At 58.8% G+C, this 16,181-nt stretch carries 16 protein-coding genes and 1 tRNA gene; 13 read left to right on the forward strand and 4 right to left on the reverse strand.

The annotated features are described in order from the left end of the window. Positions 1–13 precede the first annotated feature (13 nt). Together QFW87_RS26885 and QFW87_RS26890 are read left to right on the forward strand one after the other, a co-directional pair. A tRNA-Ile gene (locus QFW87_RS26885) sits at positions 14–90 on the forward strand. A 401-nt stretch (positions 91–491) separates the two neighbouring features. Beyond that, complete coding sequence (locus tag QFW87_RS26890; protein ID WP_283181915.1) at positions 492–767, forward strand: DUF3077 domain-containing protein; 276 nt, start codon at positions 492–494, stop codon at positions 765–767. Positions 768–868: 101 nt separating this feature from the next. On the opposite strand, the gene QFW87_RS26895 is transcribed toward QFW87_RS26890, so the two are convergent. Further along, the gene (locus tag QFW87_RS26895) at positions 869–1,522 is read right to left on the reverse strand and encodes a peptidase M41 (protein WP_283190958.1); all 654 of its coding nucleotides are present in this window, start codon (positions 1,520–1,522) and stop codon (positions 869–871) included. Positions 1,523–1,727: 205 nt separating this feature from the next. Between QFW87_RS26895 and QFW87_RS26900 the strand changes: the two genes are divergently transcribed. The 10 genes from QFW87_RS26900 to QFW87_RS26945 all read left to right on the forward strand — a co-directional run bounded on the left by QFW87_RS26900 (position 1,728) and on the right by QFW87_RS26945 (position 12,625). Continuing rightward, complete coding sequence (locus QFW87_RS26900) at positions 1,728–2,189, forward strand: Lrp/AsnC family transcriptional regulator (protein ID WP_283189260.1); 462 nt, start codon at positions 1,728–1,730, stop codon at positions 2,187–2,189. Between the two features lie 156 nt (positions 2,190–2,345). Next, a complete protein-coding gene (locus QFW87_RS26905; RefSeq protein ID WP_283189261.1) occupies positions 2,346–4,028 on the forward strand; it encodes an NAD(P)/FAD-dependent oxidoreductase in 1,683 nt (560 codons plus the stop codon). Positions 4,029–4,040: 12 nt separating this feature from the next. Next, a complete protein-coding gene (locus tag QFW87_RS26910; protein ID WP_283189262.1) occupies positions 4,041–4,835 on the forward strand; it encodes a carbon-nitrogen hydrolase family protein in 795 nt (264 codons plus the stop codon). 48 nt (positions 4,836–4,883) lie between these two features. Beyond that, a complete protein-coding gene (pqqF, locus tag QFW87_RS26915) occupies positions 4,884–7,316 on the forward strand; it encodes a pyrroloquinoline quinone biosynthesis protein PqqF (RefSeq protein WP_283189263.1) in 2,433 nt (810 codons plus the stop codon). A gap of 155 nt (positions 7,317–7,471) precedes the next feature. Next, positions 7,472–7,546: a pyrroloquinoline quinone precursor peptide PqqA gene (gene pqqA, locus QFW87_RS26920; protein ID WP_009045898.1), complete on the forward strand. Its 75-nt coding sequence runs from the start codon at positions 7,472–7,474 to the stop codon at positions 7,544–7,546. Between the two features lie 75 nt (positions 7,547–7,621). Beyond that, the gene (pqqB, locus tag QFW87_RS26925) at positions 7,622–8,533 is read left to right on the forward strand and encodes a pyrroloquinoline quinone biosynthesis protein PqqB (RefSeq protein ID WP_283189264.1); all 912 of its coding nucleotides are present in this window, start codon (positions 7,622–7,624) and stop codon (positions 8,531–8,533) included. Between the two features lie 128 nt (positions 8,534–8,661). Next, entirely contained in the window at positions 8,662–9,414 is a 753-nt protein-coding gene (pqqC, locus tag QFW87_RS26930; protein WP_283181921.1) for a pyrroloquinoline-quinone synthase PqqC, read from the forward strand. Next, positions 9,411–9,686, forward strand: coding sequence for a pyrroloquinoline quinone biosynthesis peptide chaperone PqqD (gene pqqD, locus QFW87_RS26935; RefSeq protein WP_283181922.1), 276 nt, complete (start codon positions 9,411–9,413; stop codon positions 9,684–9,686). The genes pqqC and pqqD overlap by 4 nt, the downstream gene beginning before the upstream one ends. Beyond that, on the forward strand, positions 9,679–10,833 hold the full coding sequence (pqqE, locus tag QFW87_RS26940) for a pyrroloquinoline quinone biosynthesis protein PqqE (protein ID WP_283189265.1): 1,155 nt from the start codon (positions 9,679–9,681) through the stop codon (positions 10,831–10,833). The genes pqqD and pqqE overlap by 8 nt, the downstream gene beginning before the upstream one ends. Continuing rightward, a complete protein-coding gene (locus QFW87_RS26945; protein WP_283189266.1) occupies positions 10,799–12,625 on the forward strand; it encodes a S9 family peptidase in 1,827 nt (608 codons plus the stop codon). Before pqqE ends, QFW87_RS26945 begins: the two co-directional genes overlap by 35 nt. A 163-nt stretch (positions 12,626–12,788) precedes the next feature. On the opposite strand, the gene QFW87_RS26950 is transcribed toward QFW87_RS26945, so the two are convergent. From QFW87_RS26950 to QFW87_RS26960, 3 genes are all read right to left on the reverse strand, one after another. Then, on the reverse strand, positions 12,789–12,947 hold the full coding sequence (locus QFW87_RS26950; protein WP_007904205.1) for a YqaE/Pmp3 family membrane protein: 159 nt from the start codon (positions 12,945–12,947) through the stop codon (positions 12,789–12,791). Positions 12,948–13,030: 83 nt separating this feature from the next. Then, on the reverse strand, positions 13,031–13,351 hold the full coding sequence (locus QFW87_RS26955; RefSeq protein WP_283181925.1) for a DNA-binding transcriptional regulator: 321 nt from the start codon (positions 13,349–13,351) through the stop codon (positions 13,031–13,033). Positions 13,352–13,574: 223 nt separating this feature from the next. After that, positions 13,575–14,858: an aminotransferase class III-fold pyridoxal phosphate-dependent enzyme gene (locus tag QFW87_RS26960; protein ID WP_283189267.1), complete on the reverse strand. Its 1,284-nt coding sequence runs from the start codon at positions 14,856–14,858 to the stop codon at positions 13,575–13,577. Positions 14,859–15,027: 169 nt separating this feature from the next. Here QFW87_RS26960 and QFW87_RS26965 point away from each other — a divergent pair, with 169 nt between their 5' ends. Beyond that, positions 15,028–15,957: a LysR family transcriptional regulator gene (locus tag QFW87_RS26965; RefSeq protein ID WP_283181927.1), complete on the forward strand. Its 930-nt coding sequence runs from the start codon at positions 15,028–15,030 to the stop codon at positions 15,955–15,957. The last annotated feature ends 224 nt before the right edge of the window (positions 15,958–16,181 follow it).

The raw sequence follows: 16,181 nt of genomic DNA on the forward strand, positions 1-16,181 counted from the left end.
CGCGACCTACTGAGGGCCTATAGCTCAGTTGGTTAGAGCAGAGGACTCATAATCCTTTGGTCCACGGTTCAAGTCCGTGTGGGCCCACCAAACAAGAAAGCCGCGCAATGCGCGGCTTTTTCGTGCCTGCTCTCTAATTCAGTTTGCTTCACGTGTCGCAAAGTCGGATGACGCCCGCAGACCTTGTAGGCAAACTCTGAAACTTGCATTTGGGCGCTTTGCAGCCATGTTGTGCTTTTCTTCGACGGGATACTTTCCGGACGTCGCTGACCATTCAGAGATCGGGCTTGGAAACCCGACGAGCGAATCGCAACAACGCGCCCAACATGACCGCAGACGTTTACGGCGGCAATCCCTGTGTCATGGCGGCTGTGCGTGGGACGTCTTCGGACGTGCCGGTTTCCTGGGCTCCCGGTTTCCAACCTGCGCACAGTTGCCACCCATTCGCTTGGAAACGAACGTGGCAGCTCCTCAAGCTTAGGAGATACACCATGAGCAAAACAGACTCGTCCCAACCTTCAGAACTGAAAACCATCGGCTTCACCCCGTTGATTTTTTGCTCGAATCAAGCGCTGTTCAACGTCCGCGGTGGCGTCCCTATCAGCGACGCGCTGGCACAGGCTTCTGATTTTCTTTTCCTGGCCAAAGCGCTTACCGTGGATGCCGCCTACGCAAAAGACACCGACCGCCATGCATGGGCTGCGCATTATCTGACGGCGATGAGTAAGGCGGTGATTGATGATGTGGTGAAGGTGCCGACACGGTGACCGGCTCGGGCTACGGCGAAGTCCGAAGAATACCGGCAGCTCTTCCTTGAAATACGCCCCGACTTTTCGGGGTTTCCAATCTTCATAAGCGCACATCACCCTCAACTATTAGAAGCAACCGTTAACGCAGGAATGGCCTGCACGGGTCGCAGCCGCTCAAGCATTGCACCCGTCAACACGATCTCATACGTATCCGCCGCCCTACCCCACTGCTCCACCATGACCATGCCGTCGACCAGCACGCGTCCCAATTCGGTAATCGTATCGGCCAATTCCTCTACGATCGTTTGAGTCCGAAACCACACACGATCAGTAATCTCTTTCAGCTCGGCCGTGATGCGGTCAGACGACGTTGGAACCGTATCGGGGTAGGCGATATTGCGCAGCAAGTGCCGTAACTCCCTTATTTTTGCGTAATCCTGTTCCGCCCCGAGCTCTCCTTTGAGGATGGCTGTCGCTTTCGACTTATCGACGCGTTTATCGGGCGAATGCTTTGAAACTAATGCCTGCCCCATAGCGCCAGCAAAGAGGACCATCATCCGCGCTTCCAAATGTTCCCTCATGGCTTCCATCGACGAAATCGACCGCGCCAAGCTAATGGACGCCCCGCCTTGATGCCGCAGGTCCATGGTCACTGTCAGGGTCACGCCACCCGTTTCAAACCCCAAGGCTCGGGCAATCACGTAATGAGCCATTTCGTGATTGGCAATCTGCAACGCACGTTCCCGTACAGCGGGCGGCATTTTGTTTGTCATTTCCATTGCCTCGCATCCCTCGATTTCTCATTCGACTACGACTGACTGTTGGTGTCCATCCTGTCGATCGCGCCTTGTTCAAGCCAAAGAAAAACCCGAGAGGTAGAAAACGGTATGAACGGTACTGAGGCGAGATCAACCATCCGCGATACGAGATGTGCCTGTAACATGCCAACCCATTGATCTGTGCCGCTGGAGACGACCTTTGCCTGACACTCGCCCGCCCGTTCTTGACGAAATCGACCGCCAATTGATTGCAGCCCTGCAGATCAATGCCCGCGAAAGCGTGGCCATGCTCGCCCGCCAACTGAGCATCGCCCGCACCACCGTCACTTCGCGATTGGCTCGACTGGAAAAAGCCAAGGTGATCACCGGTTACGGCGTGCGTTTGGGTCAACGTGTCGTGGATGGCGGCTTGCAGGCGTACGTCGGGATCACGGTGCAACCGCGCTCGGGCAAGGAAGTGTTGCGACGTCTCAGCGCGATGGCTCAGGTGCAGCAGTTGTGTGCGGTCAGTGGCGAATTTGATTACGTGGCGTGGTTGCGCACCGACTCACCTGAGCAACTGGATCAGTTGCTGGATCAGATCGGCAGTGTGGATGGCGTGGTGAAGACTACGACCTCGATCATTCTCAGCAGCAAGATTGATCGGGGCCAACCGGTTTAATCCAATCTGTTCGTCGCACCCGTCAAAATGCAGCATAAACAAGCAAAACGACGACACATTGCGTCTTATTAACGTGTTCTACGCTCTCTAGAATGGCTGCCATCTTTTCCTATACTCAGACGCGCATGCCGCGTCCGGTCGCCAGCAAGGTCAGCCATGAACAAGAACAATCGCCATCCTGCAGACGGTAAAAAACCAGTCACCATTTTCGGTCCGGACTTTCCCTTCGCCTTCGACGACTGGATCGAGCACCCGGCCGGCCTGGGCAGTATCCCTACGCACAATCATGGCGCCGAGGTTGCGATCGTCGGTGCTGGCATCGCAGGTCTGGTGGCCGCGTACGAATTGATGAAACTGGGCCTCAAGCCCGTCGTCTACGAAGCCTCGAAAATGGGCGGCCGTCTACGTTCCCAGGCATTCAACGGGGCTGAAGGCATCATCGCCGAGCTCGGCGGCATGCGCTTCCCGGTGTCGTCCACCGCGTTTTATCACTACGTCGACAAGCTCGGCCTTGAAACCAAACCTTTCCCGAACCCGCTGACACCTGCCTCGGGCAGCACGGTGATCGACCTCGAAGGCCAGACTCATTACGCACAGAAACTGGCGGATCTTCCTGCACTGTTCCAGGAAGTCGCCGACGCCTGGGCCGATGCGCTGGAAGCCGGTTCGCAGTTCTCTGACATCCAGCAAGCGATCCGCGACCGCGATGTGCCGCGCCTCAAAGAGCTGTGGAACACCCTCGTTCCGCTGTGGGACGACCGCACCTTCTACGACTTCGTTGCCACCTCCAAAGCTTTCGCCAAGCTCTCGTTCCATCACCGCGAAGTGTTTGGTCAGGTCGGTTTCGGTACCGGCGGCTGGGACTCGGACTTCCCGAACTCGATGCTGGAAATCTTCCGTGTGGTCATGACCAACTGCGACGATCACCAGCACTTGGTGGTCGGCGGTGTGGAACAAGTGCCATTGGGGATCTGGCGTCATGTGCCGGAACGTTGCGTGCACTGGCCAGAAGGCACCAGCCTCAGCTCGCTGCACAGCGGCGCACCACGTTCCGGTGTGAAAAAAATCGCCCACGCACCGAACGGCCGTTTTACGGTCACTGACAACTACGGCGACACCCGCGAATACGCCGCTGTTCTGACCACCTGCCAGAGCTGGCTGCTGACCACCCAGATCGAATGCGACGAATCCCTGTTCTCGCAAAAGATGTGGATGGCCCTCGACCGTACGCGCTACATGCAATCGTCGAAAACCTTCGTGATGGTCGACCGGCCATTCTGGAAGGACAAGGATCCGGAAACCGGCCGCGACCTGATGAGCATGACCCTCACCGATCGCCTGACCCGTGGCACCTACCTGTTCGACAACGGCGACGACAAGCCGGGCGTGATTTGCCTGTCGTACTCGTGGATGAGCGACGCGTTGAAAATGCTCCCACACCCGGTAGAAAAACGCGTGAAACTGGCGCTGGATGCGTTGAAGAAGATCTACCCGAAAGTCGACATCGCGGCGCGGATCATCGGCGATCCGATTACCGTGTCCTGGGAAGCCGACCCGCATTTCCTCGGGGCTTTCAAAGGCGCCCTGCCCGGCCACTATCGCTACAACCAGCGTATGTACGCGCACTTCATGCAGGCTGACATGCCGGCCGAGCAGCGCGGGATTTTCATCGCCGGCGACGATGTTTCGTGGACGCCTGCGTGGGTCGAAGGCGCGGTGCAGACGTCGCTCAATGCGGTGTGGGGCATCATGAAACACTTCGGCGGTGAAACTCACGCCGAGAACCCGGGTCCAGGAGATGTGTTCAACGAGATCGGTCCGATCGCCCTGCACGAGTAAGAGGAATCCCGAATGCGCGTAGCCCTTTACCAATGTCCACCGCTGCCCCTGGATGTCGCAGGTAATCTGCAACGCCTGCATCAATTGGCGCTGGAAGCCAAGGGCGCGGATTTGCTGGTGCTGCCGGAGATGTTTTTGACCGGCTACAACATCGGCCTCGATGCCGTCAGCGTGCTGGCGGAAGTGCACAACGGTGAGTCGGCACAGCAGATCGCGCGCATCGCCAAGACGGTCGGGATCGCCATTTTGTATGGCTATCCCGAGCGCACCGAGGACGGTCAGATTTACAACGCCGTGCAGTTGATCGACGCCAATGGTGAGCGCCTGTGCAACTACCGCAAGACTCACCTGTTCGGCGACCTCGATCACTCGATGTTCAGTGCCGGACCGGATAAGTTCCCGCTGGTTGAACTCAATGGCTGGAAGCTCGGTTTCCTGATCTGCTACGACCTGGAATTCCCGGAAAACGCCCGACGCCTGGCCCTGGCCGGCGCCGAGCTGATTCTGGTGCCGACGGCGAACATGATTCCTTACGACTTCATTGCCGACGTCACCGTTCGCGCCCGGGCCTTCGAAAACCAGTGCTATGTGGCTTACGCCAACTATTGCGGTCACGAAGGCGAGATCCAGTATTGCGGCCAGAGCAGCATCGCCGCGCCGGATGGCAATCGCATCGCCCAGGCAGGCCTTGATGAAGCACTGATTGTCGGCGAGCTGGATCGTCAGTTGATGATCGACTCCCGCGCCGCCAATCGCTACTTCCTCGATCGTCGCCCCGAGCTTTACAGCGAGCTGAACAAGCGCTGACCACCCCTAATCCGCTAGCATTAGCGCTTCTCTGCTCTGGAAGTGCTCATGCCTGCGCTGAATCACCCCCACCTTCACACTGAAACCCTGGCCAACGGTCTGCGGGTGACGCTGCGTCATGTTCCCGATTTGAAGCGCAGTGCTGCTGTGTTGCGGGTCGCGGCTGGCAGCCATGACGTGCCGCTGGCATGGCCCGGGCTGGCGCACTTTCTCGAACACCTGCTGTTTCTCGGTACAGAGCGCTTTCCCGCAAGCCAAGGGCTGATGGCCTACGTTCAGGGCCATGGCGGTCAGGTGAATGCGCGGACCAGCGAACGCACCACGGACTACTTTTTCGAGTTACCGCCTCAGTCGTTTGCCGGGGGACTGGAGCGCCTGTCGGACATGCTCGCTCATCCACGTATGAATCCGGACGATCAGCGGCGGGAACGGGAAGTGCTGCACGCAGAATTTGTCTCCTGGTCGCGGGATACGACCGCTCAACAGCAATTCGCGCTGTTCGATGGCCTTTCAGCGGCGCATCCACTCCGAGCGTTTCATGCCGGCAACCGCTACAGCCTGCCGGTTCCGCAACCTGAGTTTCAGCAAGCCTTGCAGGATTTTTATCAGCGGTTTTATCAGACCGGACAGATGACCTTGAGCCTGGCAGGACCGCAGAGTCTCGATGAGTTGAGGGCGATGGCTCAGCGCTTTGGCGCTGCAATTCCCGTAGAGGAAAAAGTCCCGCAACAAGCGCCTACATCGCTGATGGATTCTTCGGACAAAAGTTATCAACAGGCTGGAGCACGTCGACTGGATCTGCTGTTTGCCTTCGACGCGTTGCCCGATTCATCGCCTGAGGCGCTGGCGTTCCTGTGTCATTGGCTGAACGCCACGAAACCCGGTGGCCTGCTGGCGCAATTGCGCGAGCGCGGGCTGGCGGACAGCCTGAAAGCTGCGCCGCTGTATCAATTCGCCGGCCAGGCTTTGTTGCACATCGAGTTCACGTTGCCCGCCAACACGACGCCCGACGGGATCCGCGAACAGCTACTGGATTGGCTTGGATTCTTTGCCTCGCAGCAACCCTGGACCGGGTTGCGCGAAGAATACGCCGCACTGCTGCAACGTCAGCAACAAGTCAGCGGCGCCCTGCAACTGGCCCGACTTGACAGTGAACAGCGTGAAGCCGGGTTATCCGAATCGGGCGTTGCAGCCCTCAAGGAAGTCCTGAAACAAATCGGCGCTGTGGATAACTTCAACGGTCAATGGCAACTGCCAACACCTAATCCGTTTTTACGCGCCGAGGCTCCAGCCTCGAGTGCCGGACTGATCCGCGGCCAGACCAGCAAACACCGAGGCTTGCGGACGTTTGCCCAGGATCGCTCACGCGGTCGTCGTGAACGTTCGCCCATGCAGTTCAGTCAGGCATTGCCCGATAACAATGCCGAAGGTGCCGTTTACCTGCGCTGGCGTCTGGACTTGGCACCTCGCAGCAACCTTCAGGCGAGCCTGGAAAACCGCCTTCAGCCGTTGCGTGAAGACGCTCGTCAGGCAGGTGTCGATTTTTCCTTCAGCGCATCAGGCAATGAATGGCTGCTGAAAATGGCCGGGTTGCAGGAGCCGATGCCGACCATCCTCGAGCACGCGCTGAAAGAACTGACAACACCTGATGCCAGTTTCTCGCAAGAAGAGCTGCCAAGCGTTGCGTTGATGCCGATTCGACAGTTGCTTAAAGCGCTGCCCGATCACTGCCTTGACCGCACCGCTGACTCGGACGATTTGATGCAGCTTTGGTCAAACGCACGCTGGGATGGTCTGGGGACCGGCCTGTCCGCTCAGACACAAGCGGCGATGGGCCTTGCCTTGAGTCGTGTGCCCGGCACTGCGGACAATCAACTGACGCCGCCCTCCCCGATAAGCGCGCAGCAACTGTGGAGCACTGTCGACACCGGGTCCAGCGAACACGCGTTGTTGCTCTTCTGTCCGACCGCAACTGCGGACATCGCTGATGAAGCCGCCTGGCGCTTACTAGCTCACTTCTGCCAGACGCCGTTTTACCAACGCCTGCGGGTAGAACTGCAGCTCGGTTATGCGGTGTTCAGCGCCCTGCGGCAGGTCCATGGGCAGACCGGGCTGCTGTTCGGCGTGCAATCACCCAGCGTCGCCCCTCTGGATCTGCTGGAACACATCGAACACTTCCTGAGCGGATTGGCCGGGATGATCGAAGACATCAATGACGAGACCTTCATCGACCAGCGCCAGGCGCTGGCCGATCAATTCGATAGCGCGGCACTGCCCAATGCGCAGGCCGCCGAACTGCTCTGGCAGGGCAAACTGGCCGGCCGCTCGTCGGACTATCTGAAGCTTCTACCTCAGACGATTCTGATGATCGACCGCGAAACGTTACTGGCCGCAGCACAACGACTGAATCAGGCCGAAGGCGGTTGGCGCTGTCTGGCCAGCGGACCTTGCCCGGGCTCGCCTTGGCAAGCGGCAAAATGATCATTACCGGTGCTGCAATTAGCTTTCTCAAAGATTCCCGGCCAATCGCCCTGTAATTTTGAGTAACATAGCCACCTAACTATCTGAACATCTCCGGCTGGAGGTGGACTATATGTATAGATCTCAACTGTCCCATCACCTGAAGGAGCGCTTCTATGTCCTGGTCCAAACCTGCTTACACCGACCTGCGTATCGGCTTTGAAGTCACCATGTACTTCGCAAGCCGCTAATCTTTTTGTAGCGCAGTGCAACGCCTCGGCTCGCCGAGGCGTTTTTATTTTCAGTTTTCGAATGATGGAGCGGCCATGTTTGTCCAGATTCTAGGTTCCGCCGCCGGCGGTGGTTTCCCCCAGTGGAACTGCAACTGCGTGAACTGCGCCGGTTTTCGCGATGGCAGCCTGAACGCCAAGGCGCGGACCCAGTCGTCCATCGCGATTTCCGATAACGGCGTGAACTGGGTGTTGTGCAACGCATCGCCGGACATTCGCGCCCAGCTCCAGAGCTTCGCCCCGATGCAACCGGGCCGCGCCCTGCGCGATACCGGCATCAACGCGATCATCCTGATGGACAGCCAGATCGACCACACCACCGGCCTGCTCAGCCTACGCGAAGGTTGCCCGCACCAGGTCTGGTGCACCGACATGGTCCACGAAGACCTGAGCACCGGTTTCCCGCTGTTCACCATGCTGACCCACTGGAACGGCGGGCTGACCTGGAACCAGATCGAGCTCGACCGCAGCTTCATCATCCCGGCCTGCCCGAGTCTGCGTTTCACCCCTCTGCCCCTGCGCAGCGCCGCACCACCGTACTCGCCGCACCGTTTCGACCCGCACCCCGGCGACAACATCGGCCTGATCGTTGAAGACCTCAACACCGGTGGCAAACTGTTCTACGCACCGGGCTTGGGCAAGGTCGACGCACCGCTGCTGGAGATCATGGCGGGCAGCGATTGTCTGCTGGTGGACGGCACGATGTGGGATGACGACGAAATGCAGCGCCGTGGCGTCGGCACCCGCACCGGTCGGGAAATGGGCCACCTGGCGCAGAATGGCCCCGGCGGCATGCTGGAAGTGCTGGAACATCTGCCCAACCAGCGCAAAATACTTATCCACATCAACAACACCAACCCGATTCTTGATGAGGATTCGCCGGAGCGTGCAGAACTGGTTCTGCGTGATGTTGAAGTGGCGTATGACGGCATGAGTATTGTGTTGTAGCGGATGGCCTCTTCGCGGGCAAGCCTCGCTCCTACAGGTTCGGCGCTATCTCTGTAGGAGCGAGGCTTGCCCGCGAAGGCGTCCGACCAGACACCAAAGAACCCACCGGTCGTACCCGGAGAACCGAAATGACTGACACAGCAATGTCCCCCGCCGAGTTCGAAGCAGCCTTGCGAGCCAAGGGCGCCTATTACCACATCTATCATCCGTATCACGTGGCGATGTATGAAGGCCGGGCAACGCGCGAGCAGATCCAGGGCTGGGTCGCCAACCGCTTCTATTATCAGGTGAACATCCCGCTCAAGGACGCCGCAATCCTCGCCAACTGCCCGGACCGCGAGATTCGTCGTGAGTGGATTCAGCGTTTGCTCGACCATGACGGCGCCCCCGGCGAAGACGGCGGCATCGAAGCCTGGCTGCGCCTGGGCCAAGCCGTCGGCCTCGACCCGGATCAGCTGCGCTCGCAGGAATTGGTGCTACCTGGTGTACGTTTTGCCGTCGATGCCTACGTCAACTTCGCCCGCCGTGCCAGTTGGCAGGAAGCCGCCAGCAGCTCGCTGACCGAACTGTTCGCGCCGCAGATCCACCAGTCGCGCCTGGACAGCTGGCCGCAGCATTACCCGTGGATCGATCCGGCCGGTTACGAGTATTTCCGCACGCGTCTGGGTCAGGCACGTCGCGACGTGGAACACGGCTTGGCGATCACTTTGCAGCACTACACGACGCGGGCCGGCCAAGAGCGCATGCTGGAAATTCTCCAGTTCAAACTGGACATTCTTTGGAGCATGCTCGATGCCATGAGCATGGCCTACGAACTGAAACGCCCGCCGTATCACAGCGTGACCGAGGAACGGGTCTGGCATAAAGGAATCACCTTATGAGTTTTGATCGCAGCAAGACCCCGAGCTGGCGTACCGGCTACCGCTTCCAGTACGAACCGGCGCAGAAAGGTCATGTGCTGCTCTACCCGGAAGGCATGATAAAACTCAACGAAAGCGCCGCACTGATCGGCGGTTTGATCGACGGCGAGCGTGACGTCGCGGCAATCATCGCCGAACTGGACGCGCAGTTCCCCGACGTGCCCGAGCTCGGTGACGACATCGAGCAATTCATGGAGGTCGCCCGTGCTCAGCACTGGATCGAACTTGCCTGATTCCGCGTCAGACAAGTTACCGCCCACACCGGAAATCGGCCTGCCATTGTGGCTGCTGGCCGAGCTGACCTATCGCTGCCCGCTGCAATGCCCGTACTGCTCCAATCCTCTGGACTTCGCCGAGCAAGGCAAAGAACTGAGTACCGAGCAGTGGATCAAAGTGTTCCGCGAAGCGCGGGAAATGGGCGCGGCGCAGCTGGGCTTTTCCGGCGGTGAACCGCTGGTGCGCCAGGACCTCGCCGAGCTGATCACCGAGGCGCGCAAGCTGGGGTTCTACACCAACCTGATCACCTCGGGCATCGGCCTGACCGAGCAGAAAATCAGCGACTTCAAGAAGGCCGGCCTGGACCACATTCAGATCAGCTTTCAGGCCAGCGACGAGCAAGTGAACAACTTGCTGGCCGGCTCGAAAAAGGCCTTCGCCCAGAAGCTGGAAATGGCTCGCGCGGTGAAAGCCCACGGTTATCCGATGGTGCTGAACTTCGTGACCCATCGGCACAACATCGACAAGATCGACCGGATCATCGAGCTGTGCATCGCCCTTGAGGCGGACTTCGTCGAACTCGCCACGTGCCAGTTCTACGGTTGGGCGCAGCTCAATCGGGTCGGTCTGTTGCCGACCAAGGAACAACTGGTCCGCGCCGAACGCATCACCAATGAATACCGCGCCAAACTGGAAGCCGAAGGGCATCCATGCAAGCTGATTTTCGTCACCCCTGACTATTACGAAGAGCGCCCGAAAGCCTGCATGAATGGCTGGGGCAGTATTTTTCTGACAGTCACGCCGGACGGAACCGCCCTACCGTGTCACGGTGCCCGACAGATGCCGGTGCAGTTTCCCAACGTGCGCGACCACAGCATGCAGCACATCTGGTATGACTCGTTCGGCTTCAACCGCTTTCGCGGTTACGACTGGATGCCCGAGCCGTGCCGTTCCTGTGACGAGAAAGAAAAAGACTTCGGCGGCTGTCGCTGCCAGGCGTTCATGCTCACGGGTGACGCGAGCAACGCCGACCCGGTGTGCAGCAAGTCGGAACATCACGGCGTGATCCTCAAGGCTCGCGAAGAAGCCGAGCACGCGACCCAGACCATCGAACAACTGGCCTTTCGCAATGAACGAAATTCACGACTCATCGCTAAAAGCTGAACCCTTCAGCGCTGCCAAGGCTGTTGCGGCCGGCATCGACTTCGCCGAGTTGCAGGTAGGCCCACATGGCTTGTTCTGGAACGAGTACCGTCCCGAGGACGCCGCCTGCCGAATCTGGCATTGGCGTGATGGCCAGGCACATTGCCTGACGCCTGCGGGTTTCAGTGTGCGCAGTCGGGTGTACGAATATGGCGGCGGCGCGTTCTGTCTGACCGATGACGGGATAGTGTTCGTCAACGAGGCGGACCAACAGCTGTATCGGCAGTCGCTGGCCGGCGAGACACCTGAGTTACTGAGCTCAGGCGAATGCCGATACGGTGATCTGCAGTTCGCTAACGGGCAAGTATTGGCGGTTGAAGAAAACCGCGACCGGCATCGTCTGGTGGCTATTGATGTGGCTGGCGGAGTACGTCATCTGCTGGCCGAAGGCGCCGACTTCTATGCCGCGCCGACGTTGAGTCCCGACGCGCAACGACTGGCGTGGATCGAGTGGAGCCGCCCGGATCAGCCATGGACCGCGACTCGCCTGATGGTTGCCGAACGCCAGAACGATGGCCGTTTTGCTCTGCCGCGTTGCGTGGCGGGCGAAGACGCTGAGGAATCGCTGCAACAACCGAGGTTCGATACCAGCGGCCGTCTGTTTTGCCTGACTGATCGCGGCGGCTACTGGCAGCCTTGGGTGGAATCGGCAGACGGTCCGAGCCCGCTGCCGAGTACCGCAGCGGATCATGGACCAGCGCCGTGGCAGCTGGGTGGCTGCACCTGGTTGCCGCTGAGCGAAGGCCGGTATCTGGCAAGCTGGACCGAAGACGGATTTGGCAGACTGGGTCTTTGTGGCGACTCCGGTGAAGACTTCACGGGTGATTACAGCCGTTTCCGCTCTCTCGCACTGGATGAGAAGTTCATTTACTGCATCGCTGCTTCGCCAGTCAGTTCGTCGTCAGTCATTGCCATCGACCGCCAGACCCGGAAAGTCAAAACACTGGCTGGCGGTATTGCACCGTTGCCTGCCGAGCAGATCAGCGTCCCGCAAACCCTGCGCTACCCGAGCGGTTCGGGCGAGGCACACGGCTTCTTCTATCCAGCGATGACCGGTGATGCGACACCGCCTCTGGTGGTGTTTATCCACGGTGGCCCGACTTCGGCCTGTTACCCCATGCTCGATCCGCGCATCCAGTATTGGGCACAACGCGGCTTCGCCGTGGCCGACCTCAACTACCGCGGCAGCAGTGGCTATGGCCGGGCTTATCGACAAGCGCTGCATTTGAGCTGGGGCGAAGTGGATGTGGAGGACGCCTGCGCAGTCGTCGCTCATCTCGCCGATCGCGGACTGATCGACGGCAACAAGGCGTTTATTCGCGGCGGCAGTGCCGGTGGTTACACCACACTGTGCGCATTGGCCTTCCACAACGTCTTTCGCGCCGGCGCCAGCCTGTATGGCGTCAGTGACCCTGCGGCACTGGGCCGAACAACCCACAAGTTCGAAGGCGATTATCTGGATTGGCTGATCGGCGACCCGGTGCAGGATGCCGAACGCTACGCCGCTCGAACGCCGTTGCTGCACGCGGGCAACATCAGTAAGCCGGTGATTTTCTTTCAGGGTGAACTGGACGCCGTAGTGGTGCCACAACAGACCCGCGACATGGTCACGGCGTTGCAGGACAACGGCATTCTGGTTGAAGCGCATTACTACGCTGACGAACGCCATGGCTTTCGCAAGGCCGGCAATCAGGCCCATGCGCTGGAGCAGGAGTGGTTGTTTTATCGAAGAGTGATGGCGTTCGCGGACTGAAGTCTGCGGCCCGAGCAGGAATTGTGTCGCCCCATTCGCGAGCAGGTCGAATCGTCGCACCGTCGCTCCCACAGGGATTTCTGTACACCACAGATTCATTGTGGGAGCGACGGTGCGACGATTCGACCTGCTCGCGAAAGCGGTCTAACTGGCGCCGCGAAACTTAGCGTTTGGCGATGATGTACACCGCATGCACGATTCCGGGGATGTAACCGCATAGCGTCAGCAGAATATTCAACCAGAACGCCCCGGCGAAACCGACTTGCAGAAACACACCCAGTGGCGGCAACAGAATGGCGATGATGATGCGAATAAAGTCCATGGGGTCAGCTCCTGATTAAAGTTGGCTCGTGTGAACCTACAGCTAATCGACCTTTGCCGTTCGTCAGGGTTCAGTGCGGTTATTCAGGCCAGTATCTCAAGACCGTGTTTCTGAACGATGCTCAGCAACTTCAGCGCCATGCCGCTGGGGTGCTTGTCTCCCGCTTCCCATTGTTTGACCGTCGAGGCGCTTGTGTTCAGATAACGAGCGAACACTGGTTGGCTTACGTTGTTGCGTTCGCGCAGCGCTTTGATCTGCTCAGCGGGAATCGCGTCTGGAACCGTTGCAAGACATGATTCATCGAATTCGCGCATGGTTGCCTTGCTGATTGCACCGATGGCAAACAATGCACTGGCTGACTCGTGTATCGATTCCGATATTTCGCTTTTGAGTTTTTTACTCATGGGGTATCTCCACAAACTCCTTAGTGTCCAGCAGGTGCTGGACTTGCATCTCGGTCAATCCGCCAACACCCTCTAAAAAGCCATTGATCCCGGTACGGCTCAAGCACTGAAATGCATTTGGCAAAACGCAGAGACAAAAAAACGCCCCACGCCAAAAGAATCAGGCATGGGGCGATGCGTTATACCGCGAGACGGTTCGGGAATTCGTGTAGGGCAGGTCTGATCAGACGGTAATCCCTTTGCTGCACTGCAGTTGCGCAGTGCGCACGCGGGAGAAGGCACGGGCCAGGCGCAGGAGCATTTCGTCGATATTGGCTTTGCTGACGGTCAGTGCCGGGGTAAAGCGCAGGCAATCGGGCTGCGGAGCGTTGAGCAGCAAGCCTTCGTACAACGCCGCTTTGACGACAGCGTCAGCCGATTCGTCGGACAAGGTAAGACCCCAGAACAGTCCTTGCCCGCGCAACTCGCCGTGGCCATAGCGATGGGATAAACGCTGCAGACCTTCGCTCAGGTGCTGACCGGTTTCCCCGACATGATCGAGAAACCCCTTGTCCTGAACGCTGTCGAGGACGGCAAGACCGGCAGCCGTCATCAGTGCATTGCCATGATGAGTACCTGTCACTTCGCCGACCTCGAAACAGCAGGCCTTACCCCGCGCCAGCAACGCCGCCAATGGCACGCCACCACCCAGCCCTTTACCGAGAACAACGATATCTGCCCGCACGCCGTAGGATTTTTCGGCGAGCAAGGTGCCACAACGCCCTAAACCGGTTTGCACTTCGTCGAAGATCAGCAGAATGCCCAGCTCACGACACAGGTGCTCGACGCCTTTGAGGTAATGCTCGGTGGCCGGTATCACCCCGGCTTCGCTCTGGATCGGTTCGAGCATGATCGCCACGGTCTGGGCGTCGACGGCCGCATGCAAGGCCGGAAGATCATTGAACGGCACGTGACTGAAGCCCGGAAGCAGCGGCTCGAATCGGTTAGTCAGATTCGAACTGTCCGATGCCGAAATCGTCCCCAGACTACGACCATGGCAGCCGTTGTTGGCAACGATGATCCGCGAAGCCCCGCCGCGATGCCGTTGGCCCCATTTGCGCGCCAGTTTGATCGCCGCTTCACAGGCTTCGCTGCCGCTGTTGAGCAAGTACGCCTGATCACTGCCGGTGCTGGAACACAGCCGCTCAGCAAGATTGAGCATGCCGCGGTTATTGAGACCGAAGCCGGGGTTGATCAACGACTCAGCCTGCGCCGCGATGGCGTTGACCAGTACCGAAGGGCTGTGTCCGAGGCTATTCGCCCCGCCACCCTGTGAGAAATCCAGATAAGCGCGGTCATCGCTGTCCCACAACCATGAGCCCTGGCCGCGCACGAATATCTGTTTCGGTCGCTCGACACTGGGCATCAGGCACTCGCTGGAAAGATTGTCGCCTTTGGACGGCAAGAAGGTGCCCACCGCCAGGTCATCAAGACTCGGAGGATTGCGCCGCAAATTAAACAAGTTCATCTGATCAAACCTCGCGCGAGGTTTTTTGCCTTACCTATGTAAACACCCTCGAAGCAAACAGTATTCATCGCACTCTGTGGCCCTGTAAGCCTTGTGAATGCGGTTAGACTAGGCTCAGCCAAGGCCTTGAGCCATTTCGATTTCCCAGCATTTTCGATAAGCACACCTTATGGATTTCAAGCAACTGCGTTACTTCGTCGCGGTCTACGAAGAAGGTCATGTGGGCCGGGCCGCCGAGCGGCTTTCAATCTCCCAACCGGCACTGTCCCAGCAGATCCGCCACCTCGAACAAAACCTCGAGGTGAGCTTGTTCGAACGCAGCAGCAAACGGCTGCTGCCAACCCTGGCTGCTCATACTTTGTACAACCATGCCCTGCCTTTGCTCGATGGCTTGCAGCGGGCGCGGGAAGCCTTGGGGAATTTCAAGGGCCAGGCACTGCGGACGTTGGCCATCGGTGTATTGCAAACCGTCCACACCAGTCTGGTGCCGCAGATGCTCGAGCGCGTGCGCAAGGCGCAGCCGCATTTGGTGGTGCAGATCTATGAACTGACGGGGCTGGAAATCGAGCGGCGCTTGCTCAATGGCTCGCTGGACATCGGCATCAGCTATCTGCCGCCTCGTCAGCCGGGATTGCACGGCGTGATGCTATACGAAGACGAACTGACCCTGGTCATCCCGGCGGATCACCCGTTGCGGGAATTCAAGAAAGTCTCGATGAGTCAGGCCGCCGAATTACCGATGTTGCTACTGGGTGAAGAGTTTCAAGTACGGCAGATTTGGCAGGCGCAACTGGCCAATCTGGGACGACGTCCGCAGGTACAGGCAGAACTGAACAACATGGCGGGGATTCTCGACAGTTTGCCGCACACGCGACTGGCGACGGTGTTGCCCGGACGCTCACAACAGGCACACGGCAACAAGGAACTGTTGTGGAAACCACTGAGCGAGCCGAGGGTGCCGCTTAAAGTTGGCTTGGTGTGTCGGGATGTGCAGCGGCAACAGGCCTCTCTGGCCTTACTGCGTACGTTGTTGGAGGAAGTGATGAATGGCTCGGATGGGCGTTTGATTAGCCCGGCAACACTGGATGAGATGAGTTAAGCACTTTTCTGCCGGCAAAAGAAAACCCCGCCGAAGCGGGGCTTTGCAGACTGTTTCCCTGACATCCCTTTCACTCCGCCGTCCTGGCAGAATCCTACGTGTCCGTGTTGTTGCTTTGCGCTTCCTGCGCGACGTCCATGTGAAGTAGATTAGCTGTGGATCCAATCTTCATCTATGGGAGAAGAGCAGCACGTCATGTAAGAGAATACTTACATGACGTTACA

The organism is Pseudomonas sp. PMCC200344 (genome assembly GCF_030053095.1).
GTDB lineage: Bacteria > Pseudomonadota > Gammaproteobacteria > Pseudomonadales > Pseudomonadaceae > Aquipseudomonas > Aquipseudomonas svalbardensis.

Coding starts and splice junctions, on each gene's coding strand:
- pqqD (WP_283181922.1), top strand. CDS start 9,411: ATGAGTTTTGATCGCAGCAAGACCCCGAGCTGGCGTACCGGCTACCGC.
- pqqF (WP_283189263.1), top strand. CDS start 4,884: ATGCCTGCGCTGAATCACCCCCACCTTCACACTGAAACCCTGGCCAAC.
- QFW87_RS26965 (WP_283181927.1), top strand. CDS start 15,028: ATGGATTTCAAGCAACTGCGTTACTTCGTCGCGGTCTACGAAGAAGGT.
- pqqB (WP_283189264.1), top strand. CDS start 7,622: ATGTTTGTCCAGATTCTAGGTTCCGCCGCCGGCGGTGGTTTCCCCCAG.
- QFW87_RS26890 (WP_283181915.1), top strand. CDS start 492: ATGAGCAAAACAGACTCGTCCCAACCTTCAGAACTGAAAACCATCGGC.
- QFW87_RS26945 (WP_283189266.1), top strand. CDS start 10,799: ATGAACGAAATTCACGACTCATCGCTAAAAGCTGAACCCTTCAGCGCT.
- QFW87_RS26950 (WP_007904205.1), bottom strand. CDS start 12,947: ATGGACTTTATTCGCATCATCATCGCCATTCTGTTGCCGCCACTGGGT.
- QFW87_RS26960 (WP_283189267.1), bottom strand. CDS start 14,858: ATGAACTTGTTTAATTTGCGGCGCAATCCTCCGAGTCTTGATGACCTG.
- QFW87_RS26905 (WP_283189261.1), top strand. CDS start 2,346: ATGAACAAGAACAATCGCCATCCTGCAGACGGTAAAAAACCAGTCACC.
- pqqC (WP_283181921.1), top strand. CDS start 8,662: ATGACTGACACAGCAATGTCCCCCGCCGAGTTCGAAGCAGCCTTGCGA.
- QFW87_RS26895 (WP_283190958.1), bottom strand. CDS start 1,522: ATGACAAACAAAATGCCGCCCGCTGTACGGGAACGTGCGTTGCAGATT.
- QFW87_RS26955 (WP_283181925.1), bottom strand. CDS start 13,351: ATGAGTAAAAAACTCAAAAGCGAAATATCGGAATCGATACACGAGTCA.
- QFW87_RS26910 (WP_283189262.1), top strand. CDS start 4,041: ATGCGCGTAGCCCTTTACCAATGTCCACCGCTGCCCCTGGATGTCGCA.